The 16762-nt window shown below is 38.9% G+C and carries 17 protein-coding genes; 8 read left to right on the top strand and 9 right to left on the bottom strand.

All coding sequences use genetic code 11. The features are described from left to right. The first annotated feature begins 61 nt into the window (after positions 1–61). From B9T27_RS10770 to B9T27_RS10785, 4 genes are all read left to right on the top strand, one after another. Positions 62–439, top strand: coding sequence for a VOC family protein (locus B9T27_RS10770; protein WP_086206820.1), 378 nt, complete (start codon positions 62–64; stop codon positions 437–439). Positions 440–1018: 579 nt separating this feature from the next. Continuing rightward, on the top strand, positions 1019–1501 hold the full coding sequence (gene rlmH, locus B9T27_RS10775; protein WP_086206821.1) for a 23S rRNA (pseudouridine(1915)-N(3))-methyltransferase RlmH: 483 nt from the start codon (positions 1019–1021) through the stop codon (positions 1499–1501). Between the two features lie 140 nt (positions 1502–1641). Continuing rightward, positions 1642–2418 carry a dioxygenase gene (locus B9T27_RS10780; protein ID WP_086206822.1) on the top strand — a complete coding sequence of 259 codons (777 nt, stop codon included), beginning with the start codon at positions 1642–1644 and terminating at the stop codon, positions 2416–2418. Positions 2419–2556: 138 nt separating this feature from the next. Beyond that, complete coding sequence (locus B9T27_RS10785) at positions 2557–3333, top strand: META and DUF4377 domain-containing protein (protein WP_086206823.1); 777 nt, start codon at positions 2557–2559, stop codon at positions 3331–3333. 59 nt (positions 3334–3392) lie between these two features. Here B9T27_RS10785 and gdhA read toward each other — a convergent pair whose 3' ends face one another. Next, a complete protein-coding gene (gene gdhA, locus B9T27_RS10790; RefSeq protein WP_086206824.1) occupies positions 3393–4736 on the bottom strand; it encodes an NADP-specific glutamate dehydrogenase in 1344 nt (447 codons plus the stop codon). A gap of 350 nt (positions 4737–5086) precedes the next feature. Between gdhA and B9T27_RS10795 the strand changes: the two genes are divergently transcribed. After that, on the top strand, positions 5087–5881 hold the full coding sequence (locus B9T27_RS10795) for an RnfABCDGE type electron transport complex subunit B (RefSeq protein ID WP_086206825.1): 795 nt from the start codon (positions 5087–5089) through the stop codon (positions 5879–5881). A 2-nt stretch (positions 5882–5883) separates the two neighbouring features. After that, entirely contained in the window at positions 5884–6579 is a 696-nt protein-coding gene (gene nth / locus B9T27_RS10800; protein WP_086206826.1) for an endonuclease III, read from the top strand. 24 nt (positions 6580–6603) lie between these two features. Here the strand turns inward: nth and B9T27_RS10805 are convergent, their stop codons facing one another. The 4 genes from B9T27_RS10805 to B9T27_RS10820 form a co-directional block, all read right to left on the bottom strand. Continuing rightward, a complete protein-coding gene (locus B9T27_RS10805; RefSeq protein WP_086206827.1) occupies positions 6604–6819 on the bottom strand; it encodes a hypothetical protein in 216 nt (71 codons plus the stop codon). Between the two features lie 106 nt (positions 6820–6925). After that, positions 6926–7579 (bottom strand): adenylate kinase, encoded by a 654-nt coding sequence (gene adk / locus B9T27_RS10810; RefSeq protein WP_086206828.1) that lies wholly within the window; start codon positions 7577–7579, stop codon positions 6926–6928. Between the two features lie 95 nt (positions 7580–7674). Continuing rightward, complete coding sequence (locus tag B9T27_RS10815) at positions 7675–8991, bottom strand: hypothetical protein (protein ID WP_086206829.1); 1317 nt, start codon at positions 8989–8991, stop codon at positions 7675–7677. 62 nt (positions 8992–9053) lie between these two features. After that, on the bottom strand, positions 9054–9572 hold the full coding sequence (locus B9T27_RS10820; protein ID WP_086206830.1) for a hypothetical protein: 519 nt from the start codon (positions 9570–9572) through the stop codon (positions 9054–9056). A 239-nt stretch (positions 9573–9811) separates the two neighbouring features. On the opposite strand from B9T27_RS10820, the gene mrdA reads away from it, so the two are divergent. Next, positions 9812–11857: a penicillin-binding protein 2 gene (mrdA, locus tag B9T27_RS10825; protein WP_086206831.1), complete on the top strand. Its 2046-nt coding sequence runs from the start codon at positions 9812–9814 to the stop codon at positions 11855–11857. Then, positions 11850–12410 carry a 16S rRNA (guanine(966)-N(2))-methyltransferase RsmD gene (rsmD, locus tag B9T27_RS10830; protein WP_228146207.1) on the top strand — a complete coding sequence of 187 codons (561 nt, stop codon included), beginning with the start codon at positions 11850–11852 and terminating at the stop codon, positions 12408–12410. The genes mrdA and rsmD overlap by 8 nt, the downstream gene beginning before the upstream one ends. Positions 12411–12449: 39 nt before the next feature. On the opposite strand, the gene B9T27_RS10835 is transcribed toward rsmD, so the two are convergent. From B9T27_RS10835 to lpdA, 4 genes are all read right to left on the bottom strand, one after another. After that, entirely contained in the window at positions 12450–12803 is a 354-nt protein-coding gene (locus tag B9T27_RS10835; RefSeq protein ID WP_143222578.1) for a hypothetical protein, read from the bottom strand. A gap of 238 nt (positions 12804–13041) precedes the next feature. Next, the gene (gene sucD / locus B9T27_RS10840; protein ID WP_086206834.1) at positions 13042–13932 is read right to left on the bottom strand and encodes a succinate--CoA ligase subunit alpha; all 891 of its coding nucleotides are present in this window, start codon (positions 13930–13932) and stop codon (positions 13042–13044) included. Between the two features lie 12 nt (positions 13933–13944). Further along, positions 13945–15111 carry an ADP-forming succinate--CoA ligase subunit beta gene (gene sucC / locus B9T27_RS10845; RefSeq protein WP_086206835.1) on the bottom strand — a complete coding sequence of 389 codons (1167 nt, stop codon included), beginning with the start codon at positions 15109–15111 and terminating at the stop codon, positions 13945–13947. Positions 15112–15281: 170 nt separating this feature from the next. Next, a complete protein-coding gene (lpdA, locus tag B9T27_RS10850) occupies positions 15282–16715 on the bottom strand; it encodes a dihydrolipoyl dehydrogenase (protein WP_086206836.1) in 1434 nt (477 codons plus the stop codon). Positions 16716–16762: the final 47 nt, after the last annotated feature.

A 16762-nucleotide genomic window follows, 5' to 3' on the forward strand; every position in this document is an offset into this window, starting at 1 on the left:
ATCAGCCTAAAATATCAACAAGAAGGTTCAAAAGCATTCCCCGTCTAAAAAGGAATATCTCATGACCAATCCAGTCTGTTGGTTCGAAATCTATGTCAATGATATGGAACGAGCTAAACAATTTTATCAAACCATCCTCAATGTACAATTAAATCCACTCAATGCCCCAAGCAATAGCACCATGCAAATGTGGGCTTTTCCATCAGATATGAATCAATATGGTACTACCGGTGCATTAGTGCAAATGGAGGGTATTGTTGCAGGTGGTAACAGCACAATTATTTATTTTACAAGTCAAGACTGTGCGATTGAAGCATCACGTATCGAAAATGCAGGTGGAATCATTCATCAAGCGAGAATGTCGATTGGTGAATATGGTTTTATCGTATTAGCCATCGATACTGAGGGAAATATATTTGGAATCCACTCCATGCAATAACTCAACACAAAAGGTTTGATCGTTTAAGGATTAAGGCTCTTAATCCGCAATTTTTTTCAATAGAATCGTAGTTTTCTAGTCACAATTGACTTGAAAAACCTCTAATTAACGCCATATATAAATCAGTAAGATCACATCTGTAGTAATTCCAGTTTTTTAACGCTTTTCTATTTCTCCAGAATGAGAGGCGTTAAAACGCAGTCCTATTAACCCCTTTAGGACTGCGTTTTTTTATCTATTGACGACGATCATTGCTCAAATAAAATTATAAGTACCTAATCATCCATTACATATTTCATTAATATTTAAAGTCGACGACATATTTTGTTTAGTAAGCCAATTTTTTCATAGACTATATACCAACCAATTCTAAAACAGACATGGTACTGATCAGCCTCAACAACTACGCTGTTTATTACTTACGTAAAACAGCTCAATATATTTCTCGTTTCTTTCTGCACTAATGCTTATCTTTGCACATATTAATTCACCCTGATTTTTAAATCATTCATCTTTACAACGTCACTCAACACACAATTCAACGCTATAATTAGCTGAATATTTTAAGTTGATATTGTTATGAAAATTCGAATTCTGACTATTGGTCAAAAAATGCCTGCATGGGTTCTTACTGGCTTTGAAGACTACTTCAAACGAATTCAACCTTTTGTACAAACTCAAATTATTGAATTACCTATGGCTAAACGTGGCAAAAATGATTCTGAAGCGGATATTTTGAAATATTGTCAAATCGAAGGCGATAGCATCTTAAATGCCGTTAAAAGCAATGAAGTTTTAATTGCATTAGAAGTTGGTGGCCGTGAATTTAGCACCGAAAAGCTCGCCGAGACTATGCAAAGTTGGATGCTAGAAGGAAATGATATCGTTCTTGCAATTGGTGGCCCTGATGGCCATTCTGAAACAGTACGTAAAGCTGCGGCATGGCATTGGTCACTGTCAAAACTTACCCTGCCACATCCATTGGTTCGTGTCATGCTGATTGAACAACTCTATCGAGCCATGAGTATTAATCATAATCATCCTTATCATCGTGCAGGCTAAATACCCTTATCATCGTGCAGGCTAAATACGACTGTTCATAGCGTTGCATTTTTAAAACAATACGTTGAATGCCCAGCGCTTTATTCACACCATTTTTTTCTGCATTATGATGCTCTGTTCTACAAATTAGGCGTATAGATATGAACTTACAAACACTCCCCGGTTTATTTATTTCTCATGGTTCACCTATGCTTGCGCTTGATCCGGAACAAGTTGGCCCTGCACTGCATCGTTTAAGTTTAAACTTACCTAAACCCGTCGCAATTGTAGTGATGTCAGCACATTGGGAAAGTAAGGCCTTAGAAGTCAGTACTGCTATTCGTCCTGAAACATGGCATGACTTCCGTGGTTTCCCAGCAGAGCTTTATGAAATGCGTTATCCAGCAGCTGGAAATCCAGAGCTTGCAGAACAGATTTTGAAACTCTTAGCAGAGGCACACATATCTGCACATGCCAATAGTACACGCCCACGTGATCATGGGGTCTGGATGCCACTGCTACATATGTATCCCGATGCAGATATTCCAGTCATTGAAATTTCTTTACCAATGCTTATGAAGGCTGATGAGATTTATAAGATTGGACAAACCCTTGCAGTATTACGTGAACAGCAGATTCTATTGATTGGTTCAGGCAGCATTACGCATAACTTAGCTGAACTTTCATGGCAAGGCCAGGATTCATCTGTTCCAGAATGGGCATCCACCTTTAGAAATGATGTGGTCAACAAACTCAATCATAGTGATTATGCTGCGATCTTGGCTTGGGAAACACTTCCTTATATCAATCGTAATCATCCGACTATAGAACACTTTGCCCCACTGTTTTTTGCAATGGGTACAGGTCATCGTTTTAGCATAGTGCACAGTAGTTTCTCGATGGGTGCTTTAGGTATGGATATCTATCGCTTTGATTAATGATATTTTTTTGTAACTTACTGTCTAAATATTAGCTCGATAGATACATTTTGAAACTTAAAACCAAAAATTTATCCATATCTTTTCAATGTTTTTGCTTTAAGCTAAACTTAAGTTTTGTAAGAAATTATTTAAAAGATGAAATTCAAATATTTAGTCATTGCCCTATTTCCTTTCGCTTTAGCCGCTTGCCAATCAAGTGATATAAATACTGTCAAAGAGACTGCCGTGAAAGTATTACAACAGCAAAGTAATGCGGATAAAACACTTTCTGCTTACCAATGGTCATTTCAACCACAAGGTACGAATAAGCCAATCGTGTTGAACTTTGATGATCAACAACGTTTAAGTATTGCAACTGGTTGTAATACTCAAGGTACAACTTGGAAAATTGAAAAAGGTCAAATTGTCACTGCTGACTTAATGTCGACTATGATGGCATGTTCACCAGAATTGATGAAACAAGAACAATTCTCAAGTTCACTTTTTGGTAAACGTACCATTCCTTTTGTTTTAGATACACAAGATGTAAATAAACCGACTCTAACGATTATTGATGCAACAGGTCAAAAAGTTGTATTTGAAGGAAAAATGACCCCTGAAACACAATATCAGAGTCAAGCAGAAACGATCTTTTTAGAAATCTCGCCTGAAACGAAACAATGTTCTGGGGTTGCACCACAGACCTGCTTACAAGTCCGTGAAATCAAATATGCAGAGAATGGGGTTAAGTCACCAGTAGATAAGGACTGGACGCTATTTTACAACCATATTGAAGGATTCACACACATGCCTTCTGAGCGTCAAATTGTTCGTGTAAAACGCTATGAAATTAAAAACCCAGCTGCAGATCAATCGAAATATGCTTATGTGCAAGATATGATTATTGAACGTGAGACAATCACTAAGAAATAATCGTTGCATAAAAAAACCGATGCAACTGCATCGGTTTTTTCTTTAGAATATTCTAGAACTTAGAATACACCTTGCGCCAACATTGCATCAGCAACTTTTACAAAGCCAGCAATATTTGCACCATCAACATAGTTAACCGTACCATCTTCTTTCGTACCGAACTTCACACAGTTGCGATGAATTTCTTTCATAATCGCGTGTAAACGCTCATCGACTTCTTCAAACGTCCAACCTAAACGCAATGAATTTTGCGACATTTCTAGACCAGAGGTTGCAACACCGCCTGCATTTGATGCTTTACCTGGCGCATAAAGAATATTCGCTTCTACGAATTTTTCAACAGCTGCTAAAGTTGAAGGCATGTTTGCACCTTCAGCCACACAAATCACACCATTTTCAAGAAGCGTAACCGCATCTTCTTCAGTCAATTCATTTTGAGTTGCACATGGTAATGCGATATCACACTTAATACCCCAAGGACGACGTCCTTCAAAATATTCAAACCCGTGCTTAGATGCAAATTCAGAAATACGACCACGTTTTACATTTTTCAGATCCATCACTTCAACCAGAAGTTCATCCGTGAAACCATCTTTCAAATATACAGTACCGTTAGAATCTGAAAGTGAAACCACTTTCGCACCTAAAAATATTGCTTTTTCAGCTGCATACTGTGCAACGTTACCAGAACCTGAAATAGCAACAACTTTACCTTGGAAGCTTTCACCACGTGTTTTAAGCATCTCTTCAGCAAAGTAAACTGTACCAAAACCAGTGGCTTCAGGACGTGCCAATGAACCACCAAAAGATAAACCTTTACCCGTAAATACGCATGAAGTGTCATTGCTGAGCTTCTTCATCATACCTGCCATGTAACCAACTTCACGACCACCCACACCAATATCACCCGCTGGGATATCAGTATTTGAACCTAAATGGCGATAAAGTTCTACCATTAATGCTTGGCAGAAACGCATAATTTCGCCTTCTGATTTACCCTTAGGGTTAAAATCAGAACCACCTTTACCACCACCCATAGGCAATGTCGTTAAAGCATTTTTAAAGGTTTGCTCAAAGCCTAAAAATTTAAGAATAGACAAATTCACGGATGGATGGAAACGCATCCCCCCCTTAAATGGGCCAATTGCAGAATTATATTGAACGCGGAAAGCACGATTAACTTGAGTTTGTCCTTGATCATCAATCCATGACACACGAAATTGAATTGCACGTTCAGGCTCGACTAAACGTTCAAGTAAACCATAGTCTGCATATTGTGGGTGCTTTTCAATAAATGGCCATAAACTGGTCATTACTTCTTCAACCGCTTGTAAAAATTCTGGTTGGTTTGGATCACGTGATTGCACGTAATTTAAGAAGTCATTCAGGTTAGTATATTTCAACGCTCAATCCTCAGCAAAAGGGTGTATCAAAATTGGTCAAACTATTCAAATGTATGTAATATTTTGGCGCAAAGTATTTAATATCTTTTGTACACAATCTACAACACTTTTTAACAAGTATTTTTCAATAATATTATATTTCAATAACTTAATTTTCAATCTAACGAGTCATTTTTGTCAATTTGATCAATTTTCGTTGTATGACTGATTGATTTTATTGTTTTAAAATAGCGCATTTTTAGATCCGAAATAGCGCACAGCAAAGTCTGCTAAATCATGCTAATATTCCCTCATATTTTTGAACTATTCGGTTCAGAATTTTTTCGTTTTTTATAAGTTTTATTCTCATCATGACACTGCAAATTTCACTCATTCAACAAATTGATGTCTTACTTCCTCAAACCCAATGTGGGCTCTGTGGGCATAGAGATGGTTGTTTACCTTATGCAAAATCTATTGCTGAAGGCGAAGCGGCAAATAAATGCATTCCAGGTGGACAACCTGTCGCAGATGCATTGGCTCTATTACTCCATAGAGAAGCACTCATTGCAGAAGAAAGTATTTGGCCAATTCAGTCTGATGGTCGACCACAGAGAATGAAAGCAGTTATACGTGAAGATGAATGTATTGGTTGTACCAAATGCATCAGTGCTTGCCCTGTCGATGCGATTATTGGTTCAGGCAAACTTATGCATACGATATTGACAGACCTATGTACTGGATGTGAACTGTGTATTCCCCCCTGTCCGGTCGATTGTATTGATTTAATTGAAGATACTCGACCAGTGCCGATGGAACATATTCGAATTATAGAGGAAAATGATTTACGCAATCGCTATTATGCTCACATCCAACGTGAAGAAAAACGACATACTCATCGTAAAGGACCTGTCGTTCGTGCTGCAATTGATTCCGCACTTTTTTCCCAAATGACTCAGCAAAATAAAGCATTAACTACAATTAAAGTGATACAAAAAGTAGAAATCACACCCCCACAAATTGATGCTAAAACCACCATCGAACTGGCAAAATTACGTACGCACATTAAAAAGTTAGAAAAACAATTAAGCGTCCGTGCTGATGCTAAAAAACAACAGCAACTACATGAATTACAACTACAATTATTAGCTTTACAGGAAGTATAAGTATGGCTGTAAAGAATATGACTAAAAAGCAGATTCAAATATTTTTTGAACGCTTACGCGAACAACGTCCACACCCCAAAACTGAACTGAATTATTCTAGCCCATTTGAACTCTTGGTTGCTGTTACCCTGTCTGCACAAGCCACCGATATCAGCGTCAATAAAGCAACAGATAAGCTTTTCCCTGTTGCCAATACACCTAAGGCCATATATGCACTCGGTGTGGAAGGTCTTAAACAATATATTAAAACGATTGGTTTATATAACGCCAAAGCTGAGAATGTTATTAAGACCTGCAAAATACTCATTGAAAAGCATAATAGCCAAGTTCCCAATAATCGTGCAGATTTAGAAGCCTTACCCGGTGTAGGCCGTAAAACGGCGAATGTGGTGCTGAATACGGCCTTTGGTCAACCGACCATGGCTGTAGATACCCATATTTTTCGTGTCGGGAATCGGACTGGACTTGCAGTCGGAAAAAATGTCTTAGAAGTGGAACAACGACTCATGAAAGTCATTCCCAAAGAATTTATTCTAGACTCACATCATTGGCTGATTTTACATGGCCGCTATTGTTGTATTGCTCGCAAACCTAAATGTAATGAATGCATTGTTTCAGATGTGTGTAATTGGCCAGATCGGTTTGACTTTGGCGCTGCGCGTCCAATCAAGATTCATAATATTGAGAATGTAGGCTAAATTTTAGTATTTAGCCCGTTCGGCTCACTGGTTTTTATCCGCCTTTTTCTTTTTCATTTGTTCAAGTTTTTTTTGCTCTTCTGCAAGTTGAGGATGAATCTGATAATTCCCTTTTAACTGACGTCGTTCCTGCACTGCTTGTTTCTGTGTTTGTCGAAGTAATTTTTGACTTTGATAAAATAAAAAAAGTAATAATGCGATACTTAAGACCACCATCACCATAAGTGCAACTTTCAACAAAGCCTTTACTCCACATCATCAAAATAAAAGAGCCCTAATATGACTTAGGACTCTTTTATTGTCAAAGCATTCAATCAAACGCTTTAATTGTTTTATGTATGTCGTCTTATTTATCTAAGATCGCAAACAATTCTTTTTGCACATCGTCAATCGCACGTAGGCCATCAAGTTTGTCATAAGTCGGTGCATTTTCACCTGAAGCAGCACGACCTTGATAGAAACCAACCAATTGTTCAGTTTCTGTATGATACGAACTTAAACGCTTACGAATTGTTGCTTCTAGATCATCTGGACGCTGAATTAGATCTTCACCCGTTTCATCATCTTTACCTTCCACTTTAGGTGGGTTATAGATGGTGTGGTAAATACGACCTGATGCTGCATGCTGACGACGTCCTGAAAGACGTTTTACGATTTCTTCATCAGGGACTTCAATTTCAATTACGTGATCGATCGTAATCCCTTCACTCTCAAGCGCTTCAGCTTGAGGAATCGTGCGCGGGAAACCGTCAAAGATACAACCATTGACACAATCAGGTTGTGCAATACGTTCTTTCACCAAACCAATAATCAGTTCATCAGATACTAGACCGCCAGCATCCATTACACTTTTAGCTTTAAGACCTAATTCAGTACCTTCACGAATTGCAGCACGGAGCATATCACCGGTTGAAATTTGTGGGATATCGTAGCGCTTACAGATCAACTGAGCTTGTGTACCTTTACCTGCCCCAGGTGGTCCGAGTAATATAATGCGCATAAAAAAACATCCTCATTTAAAACAATGTGTATGATAACTTTCACGATGTTGACTTTCACTCTATAAGAAAAAATCAACATCGCCTCAGCATCTAATTATAAGAAAGCCACAAACAAATGTATTAAGCCTGCAAAAAATCCAGTTACACCACCGAGTACAATCAAAATCCATTCATCTTCCTGAAATGCAGGACGCAATAAGTTCTGAAATTCCTTGGGTGTTAATTCACGAATTCGCTCTCTAAACATTTGAAAAATTTTCTGTGCACGGCTCGCATTAAAGGCGGGGTCGCATACAGGTACCATCGTAATTTCAATTGAGCGATCAATCAAGTCTGTCTTTAACTTAGCATACTCAGTTGGCCCTATTGACAATTGTAATGCCGTACGAATTAATGGAGTTTCCATAATACCATTGACATGACGTTTGATAATACGGCGTGTCTTATCTTTCTTTGGCCCATACATCATTTCAGTCATAATGGATTTTAGCGTGATCAAGTCTTCTGTCACTACACTTGCAAAGACATCTGATACTTCTTCTTGGCGTTTCATAAATGCACCCTGTACATTATACGTACCAATACGTGGAATTATAGGCTTAATCCAAGGAAATTTATGATCTTGAGTTCGTGCAAAAAACTGTGGATAACGTACTAAATGTGGTTCAATGGGATTAAATACCATCCAAATGGCAATCCAGTTGGTTAGAAAACCCCAAACGGCAGCAAAAAATGGCACAGTCCAATGTTGTGGCACATACACATATACAAACATTTGGAAAATACCAAAGAAACTACCAATCACAGCACTAATATGCCAAATAAAATTAATTTCTTTCTGTCCCACTTTTAGGAACATTCGCACCATTAAACGACGGTCACCTTCCATTTGACGAACAATCATTTCTTTCATGTTCACCAGTGACTCAACGTTCATAGTTAATTCAGTCACTAGGCCTTTTAAAATTTCAGGCATTTCTCGTTGTGCTTGAGAATAAATTCGGCGCTTAATTGAATACGGTAAGTTTTCCCACAATACTGCATTCCGCTCAAGCATCACTTCGTCAATTAAGTGTTCAAGTTCAAAACCGACTTGTTCACCAATGATACGTGCCATATCCTCAGGATCCATCGCTTGAAGAAATTCATTCAACGACCCCAATTTAGATAAGGTATTGTCTGTAATAATGCCCGATATACGTCCCGCTTTACGTGGCACAATCCCCTGCCACCCTACAGGTAATGGTCCAATGTGAAAGCCCCAGAACTTAATTGGATAAAATACCATTTTAAGTGCCATCCAAACATGTGCCCAAGTGACAAATGCTGTGACAGGAATAATACTTAAAATTGCGAGATGATCTGGTCTACTTGTAAAGGCTTGCCACAAATCACTAACGTATTCAAACATGCATGACTCTCGTATTTATTTCTATTTGCGGTCGATGACGGATTATCAATTCTAATAAGTAACTAAAATCCAAAACTTAATGAATAAGACGCTTGAAATTCTGGTCGAGCCTCAAATACGATAGTATTCCCTGAAGTAACTTTATTACCAGCACCCATACCAATACTAAAAGTGCTAATACGTTCTTTATTTAATAAAACATAAGCTAAATCGGCACCTACTCCCAATTGGGTCTTATCGCCAGTTTTGCCTGTAGATTTACTTTTAATCTGCCCCGCATATGCACCTACATAGAAGCCATTTTTATCCGTCCCATTAAGAAAAGTAGGATATCGAAAGCCTAATTGACCACCAAACTCATGATCATCATTCGTAAATGCACCAAGTTTTACATAGGCAATACCATAAGGATTTACCCACTCACCATTTACATGCACTAATTTCATCGTCATGCCTGCACCTATATTAAACATAGCGGCATCTTCAGATTTTAATTTAGCTTCAGGTAAATAATCGGAAATTTCAGCATGTGCCCAGTTCCCTACTGCTAAAAGCAGAATTAAAGGAAAGATTTTTCTCATTATTTTCTCCATTGTCCCTTTTATTTTATGGGTCAAGTCTATTTTCCTTAATTTTTTGACTTTAACAGAATTATCACGCTACTCATATACAAAATGCTAGAATTTTACTGTCTGCAAAGTCAAAGTCACCTATATTCTGACCGAGAAGTATTTTATTTTATTTACATTCATTGTTCTCATTCTGAGGTAAAATGTTGCGCCCCGCATAGTCCTCAAATTCAGTTCGAAAGCCAATACGTATGAAGCAGCAGTTTCCTCTTAAAAATGTTCAACAAGAAAAGCGCATCTTTCGTAGTCGTGTCTTTTTTGCCATTGGTATCGTTTCATTCTTTTTGATCTTACTGGTGGTGCGCTATGCCTACTTACAAATTGTGCATCATCAAGAATTTAGTGAAGCCGCAGACAAAAATCGAATCCGTTTGCAACCCATAGCACCGGCTCGTGGTTATATTTACGATCGTAACGGTATTTTACTGGCAGACAACTATCCAGTTTTCACCGCGACATTAAGTAAAGCCGATGTTGAGGATACTGATGATACTGTAAAACGCTTAACCCCTATTATTGGTTTGTCTGAAGAAGATATCGAACGTTTTCATAGTCGAATTAAAACTGCAAAAAAAACCGAGCGAGTCACCCTTAAACTCAATTTAACAGAAACTGATATCGCACGCTTCAGTGAGATTAAATTTCAATTTCCTGGTGTAGATATTGAAACGCAGATGACGCGTTATTATCCACATGGTGAATTGTTTGCGCATGTGGTCGGTTATGTTGGGCGTATTAACGATAAAGAATTAAAAGCCATAGACAAAGAATCTTATGCTGGCACGAACCTGATTGGGAAAATTGGGGTTGAAAAATCCTATGAAGATCTTTTACATGGCACACCCGGCTACGAATCTATTGAAGCCGATGCTCATGGTAATGTATTACGTCATTTAGGCCGCAAAGAATCGACTCGAGGGAACGATTTATATCTATCTTTAGATTATGGATTACAAACTGTAGCTGCAGAACAACTCGCGGGTCGCCGTGGTGCAATCGTCGCGATAGATCCACGGACAGGTGAAATTCTGGCCTTAGTCTCTAGTCCTAGTTTTAACCCGAATCTTTTTGTGACGGGTATTGGTCACGATGACTATAGTGCTTTAAGAGATAATTTAGATCAACCGCTTTATAACAGAGCCGTGCAAGGTTCCTATCCACCCGGCTCAACCATTAAACCGATGGAAGCGCTAGGTGGTATTCATTATAAAATTGTAGATTGGTCAACAGCTATTGCTGATCCCGGGTATTTTCATCTACCTGGCGATTCTCATAAATTCCGTGACTGGAAGAAAACCGGTCATGGCAGCGTAAATATGCATAAATCGATTATTATTTCATGTGATACCTATTTTTATATTTTATCGTATCAAATGGGTATTGAGAAAATGAACGACTGGATGCGCCAGTTTGGTTTTGGTGCAAAAACAGGCGTCGACTTACCGAGTGAAAGTGAAGGTCTATATCCAAGTCCTGAATGGAAAATGCGTACCCGAAAGAGCAAATGGCTTAAAGGTGAAACCATTTCTGTGAGTATTGGCCAAGGGGCTTTTACCGCGACACCATTACAACTCGCCATGGCAACTGCCATTACTGCCAATCATGGTGCACATGTTATTCCGCATGTCTTACGTGCAACAAAAGGTGCAAAAATTCATCCAGTATTGAATGCGCCTACTGGTAAAATTAATTTCAGTGGTACTGAAGAAGATTGGATTAAAATGCGTGATGCCATGGTTGATGTAATTCAATCTGGTACTGGACGTGGTATTCGCACACCAATGTATCAAATTGCAGGAAAAACAGGGACAGCCCAAGTCAAAAGTATTGCACAAGGCAAACGCTATAACGAAGCATTACTAAATGAACGTCAGCTTGACCATGGCTTATTCGTTGGATTTGCTCCCGCTGAAAATCCTGAAATTGCAATTTCCGTGATTTGGGAAAATGGGAAGCATGGTGGGTCCGCGGCTCAATTGGCTCGACCTATTTTCGACTATTGGTTATTGCAAAAGAAAAAGAATCCAGTATTACCGACCAATCATGAGGTCAGCGGTGGCTTAATGACTGCTGGTATTAAACCAGGCGAATTAGCAAGTACTGATGTAAGTTTAAATGCACAGCCAAATACGGTAACAAAACCTAAACCACAAATGCATGTTCCATCAATACAAAATCAACCGACTACTCAAACTCAATCATCAGCACAGACGACTCAGGCAGAAATTAGTGAATAAGGGAAAAAATCAACTTCGTATTATTGGTGGCGAATGGAAACGTCGTGTTCTTCCTTTTGCCAGTATTGAAGGGCTAAGACCAACTCCTGATCGTGTTCGAGAAACACTGTTTAACTGGCTGATGTGGGATGTACAAAATGCTCAAGTATTAGACTTATGCGCTGGTTCAGGTGCATTAAGTTTTGAAGCATTATCTCGTGGTGCTGCAAATGTGGTGATGATTGAGCCGAATCACAACCAAGCTAAAATTTTAAAAGAAAATATTCAACTCTTAAAATCGTCAAATTGCCAAGTAATGCTAACAACGGCACAACAGGCTCTTCCAACATTAAAAACTGACTTCGATTTAGTTTTTTTAGACCCACCCTACAGCTTAGATTTATGGCAACAACTCGCAACTCTTGTAGATCCTCTCATTAAAAATCAGGGTCATATTTATGTTGAAGCAGATCGTGATTTACGCTACTTACAACTTCCCAACAGTTGGCAGTTGATCAAGCAAACTAAAGCTGGAGCTGTTCGAGCTGGCCTATTTCAAAAGCAAAACACTTAAAAAAAGGCTCTCATTGGGCCTTTTTTACAACATTTAGAATTATCGTCCACGCTCTCCATCTGAATTGCCTTCACCTCTACCAGAATAACTTCCACCTGAATGAGCTCCACTTCCATCATAATGGCCTCCACCAGAGCGGTTTCCATCTCCGTCTGATCTATCTCCATCATGACTTGATCGGTCATGATCTCTGTCTTCCGATTGACTCGATCTATTTTCATGATTATGCCAATCAGGTTGGTAATGACCACGGTCATAACCGCCAAAATCATAAAGATTATAACCGCCATAACTACCATAATCATAACCATTTGAATAATTATCATAAGGTGATGACACACAACCAGTTAACGAAACGGCAACTAAACCTAATAATAAAATTATTTTGATCATTGCGCATACTCGACTACTACCTTGTATCTTTCTAACATAAGCCGAAGAGGTGTAAAATTCCTGCGTATTTAGTTTTTTATTGTACCAAGCTGTTTATTATTTGTTCGAAAAGTTTTTAAGTTAAAACTTATTTTCTTGCTTTAAACATGTACATTAGTTTTCATCATATTGCACACTATCCGAATATTAAATTAAATCAATAAAAAAGCCCGTAAGGGCTTTTTTATATATTAGTGATTTAAGCTAAACCCTTTTCTTGAAGTACTTTCAACATGGTTGAACCAAGCTCTGCTGGACTGCGTGTATATGCCATTCCTGCTTTCTCAAATGCAGCAAACTTCTCTTCGGCAGTTCCTTGACCACCAGAAATAATCGCCCCTGCATGCCCCATACGCTTTCCTTTCGGTGCTGTTACACCAGCAATATAGCCCACAACAGGTTTCGTTACATGAGACTTAATATACTCTGCAGCTTCTTCTTCGGCAGTCCCACCGATTTCACCAATCATAATAATGGCTTCAGTTTGAGGATCTTCTTGGAATAATTTCAAGCAATCAATCTGATTCATCCCTGGAATTGGATCTCCCCCAATACCGATACACGTAGACTGACCTAAACCTAGCTTAGTTGTTTGCGCAACAGCTTCATAAGTCAAAGTACCTGAACGTGAAATAATCCCTATCTTACCCGGTTGATGAATATGACCTGGCATAATACCTATTTTACATTCGCCTGGTGTAATAATCCCTGGACAATTTGGTCCGATTAATCGTGCATGATTGCCATATGTTTCCAAATATCGTTTTGCTTTAAGCATATCTAAAGTAGGTACACCTTCAGTAATCACAACAATAAGACTAATGCCTGAATCAACCGCTTCAACAATTGAATCTAAAACAAAAGGCGCAGGTACATAAATTACAGAAGCATCTGCACCTGTCTCTTTCACAGCTTGTTGCATAGTATTAAATACAGGTAAGCCAATATGTGTTTGACCACCTTTTCCGGGTGTTACACCACCGACAACTTTTGTTCCATAAGCAATAGCTTGTTCTGAATGAAATGTCCCATTTTTACCGGTAAAACCTTGTACCAATACTTTGGTGTCTTTATTAACTAATACGCTCATGATTGATACTCCTTACGCTTTCACTGCAGCAACAACTTTTTCTGCGGCATTGGCTAAGCCATTCGCAGAAATCAATTTAAGACCCGATTCATCCAGTAATTTAGCACCCAATTCAGCATTATTCCCTTCCAAGCGAACAACCACAGGTACTGTTACATTTACCTCTTGAACCGCTGCAATAATTGCTTCTGCAATCATGTCACAACGTACAATTCCACCAAAAATATTAATCAGAACAGCTTGCACAGATGTATCTGACAAAATAATTTTAAAGGCTTCAATCACGCGCTCTTTCGTTGCACCACCACCAACATCTAGGAAGTTTGCTGGTTGTCCTCCATATAGTTTAATGATGTCCATCGTTGCCATAGCAAGACCAGCACCATTGACCATACAGCCAATATTACCTTCAAGTGCCACATAGTTAAGGTCAAATTCAGAAGCTTTTAGCTCACGCTCATTTTCCTGTGATTTATCACGCATTGCTGCAATTTCAGGTAAACGATATAAAGCATTGGAATCAATCCCTACTTTGGCATCAACACAAAGAATATCGCCATTTTCACGAACAGATAGTGGATTAATTTCGAATAATGCAAAATCATTTTCAACAAATGCTTTATATGCACCAGTCATAATCGTCACAAATTGATTAATTTGCTTGTCTTTCAAACCTAGAGCAAAAGCGACTTCACGAGCTTGAAAAGGCATCAATCCAACTAAGGGATCGACTTCAACTTTTATAATTTTTTCAGGGGTTTCTTCGGCAACTTTTTCAATTTCAACACCACCTTCAGTCGATGCCATAAAAGTCACACGACGGGATGAACGATCCACCACTGCACCAAGGTATAATTCGCGCACTACAGGATAGACATCTTCGCAAATTAAAAGACTATTCACAGGTTGCCCATTGGCATCGGTTTGATAAGTTACCAGCCGTGTACCAATAATACTATTTGCATAATTAGCAACTTCTTCTTTGGATTTAGCAACTTTCACACCACCCGCTTTCCCACGACCACCGGCATGAACTTGGGCTTTCATGACTGCAAATTTACCGCCCAATTGTTCAAATGCTGCTACTGCTTCTTCTGCATTACGTGCAAGAATACCCTCTTGAACGGGCATACCATATTTTTTTAACAGTGCTTTAGCTTGATATTCGTGTAGATTCATTTATTTACCTTTTTACTACTTATTTACGTTGTTATTACTTACCAATACTTAAACGTCTATCTTTATAAATATTGGTATTTTTAAAAATTCTTATCTTTATTTTTAGATGATTTTTCAATTAAACACAACCACCAAAACAAAAAAGAGCGACCTAAGCCGCTCTTTTTTTCTTATTTACGTTTACGCTGTATCGCGTGAATTGCACGCCCATCCACTGCCAGAGCAGCTTCATGAACCACTTCCGAGAATGTCGGATGACCAAAAGTCATTAATTGTAAATCTTCAACAGAAGATACAAATTCAAGTGCAATCATACCTTGGTGAACGATATCAGACGCAGCAGGCCCAATCACATGCATACCAAGCAAACGATCTGTTTTCGCGTCAGCAACAAACTTCACGAAACCAGCATTTTCACCAGCTGCCATTGCACGACCATTTGCAGCGAAACCGAATTGACCAGTTTTCACTTCGTGGCCTTTCTCTTTAGCTTGTTCTTCAGTTAAACCTACCCACGCCGCTTCTGGGTGTGTGTAGATGACTGAAATAATGGTGTCGTAGTTCACTTGTGCTGCGTGACCGTGCATACGTTCAACAGCCATTACGCCTTCTTCCATTGCTTTATGTGCAAGCATTGGACCACGCACCAAGTCACCAATTGCGTATACGCCTTCAACTGAAGTCGCACACCAATCATTGACTTCAACCAAACCACGTTCAGTTAATTTGATACCACAATCATCTGCCAATAAACCTTCAGCATAGGCACGACGGCCTACACAAACAATCAACTTATCGAAAGTTTGAGTTTTATCTTCGCCACCTTGTGTGTACTGAACAGTAACTTCAGAACCATTTACTTCTGTGCCAGCAACTTTCGCGCCTACACGGATATCAAGACCCTGTTTAGTCAGCAGTTTTTGGTAGTCTTTTGCCAATGCTTTATCAGCCATTGGTAAGAATGCGTCCATTGCTTCAAATACAACAACTTCCGCACCCAAACGACGCCAAACAGAACCAAGCTCAAGACCAATTACACCAGCACCAATCACACCTAAACGCTTAGGTACTTCTTGGAATTCAAGTGCGCCAGTTGAGTCAACAATGATATCTTGATCAACAGGTGCTGATGGGATATTGATTGGTACAGAACCCGTCGCAAGAATGACAAATTTCGGTTCTAAAACTTGAGTTTCGCCTTCGTGAGATACAAACTCAACTTTTTTACCCGCAAGCAATTTACCTGTACCTTTTAACCACTCGATACCGTTACCTTTTAAAAGGCCATCGATACCCATCGTTAATTGGTCAACAATTTTGTCTTTACGAGCAAGTAATTTTGCAAGGTCAAACTTCACGTCGCCCGTGGTAATACCGTGATCTGCTAAGTGATGTACTGTATCTTCATAACGATGTGAAGAATCAAGTAATGCTTTAGATGGGATACAACCCACGTTTAAGCAAGTACCACCTAAAGATGGTTTACCTTTATGAATACGTTTTTCAATACAAGCAACTTTAAAACCCAGTTGAGCCGCACGAATTGCTGCTTCATAACCACCAGGCCCACCACCAATTACAACTAAATCAAACTGTTGAGACATTTTTATCTCCATAAACCAAGATAGAGGATCGCCCTATCTTGGATATT

Origin of the sequence: Acinetobacter sp. ANC 4648 (assembly GCF_002135345.1) — a bacterium.
GTDB lineage: Bacteria > Pseudomonadota > Gammaproteobacteria > Pseudomonadales > Moraxellaceae > Acinetobacter.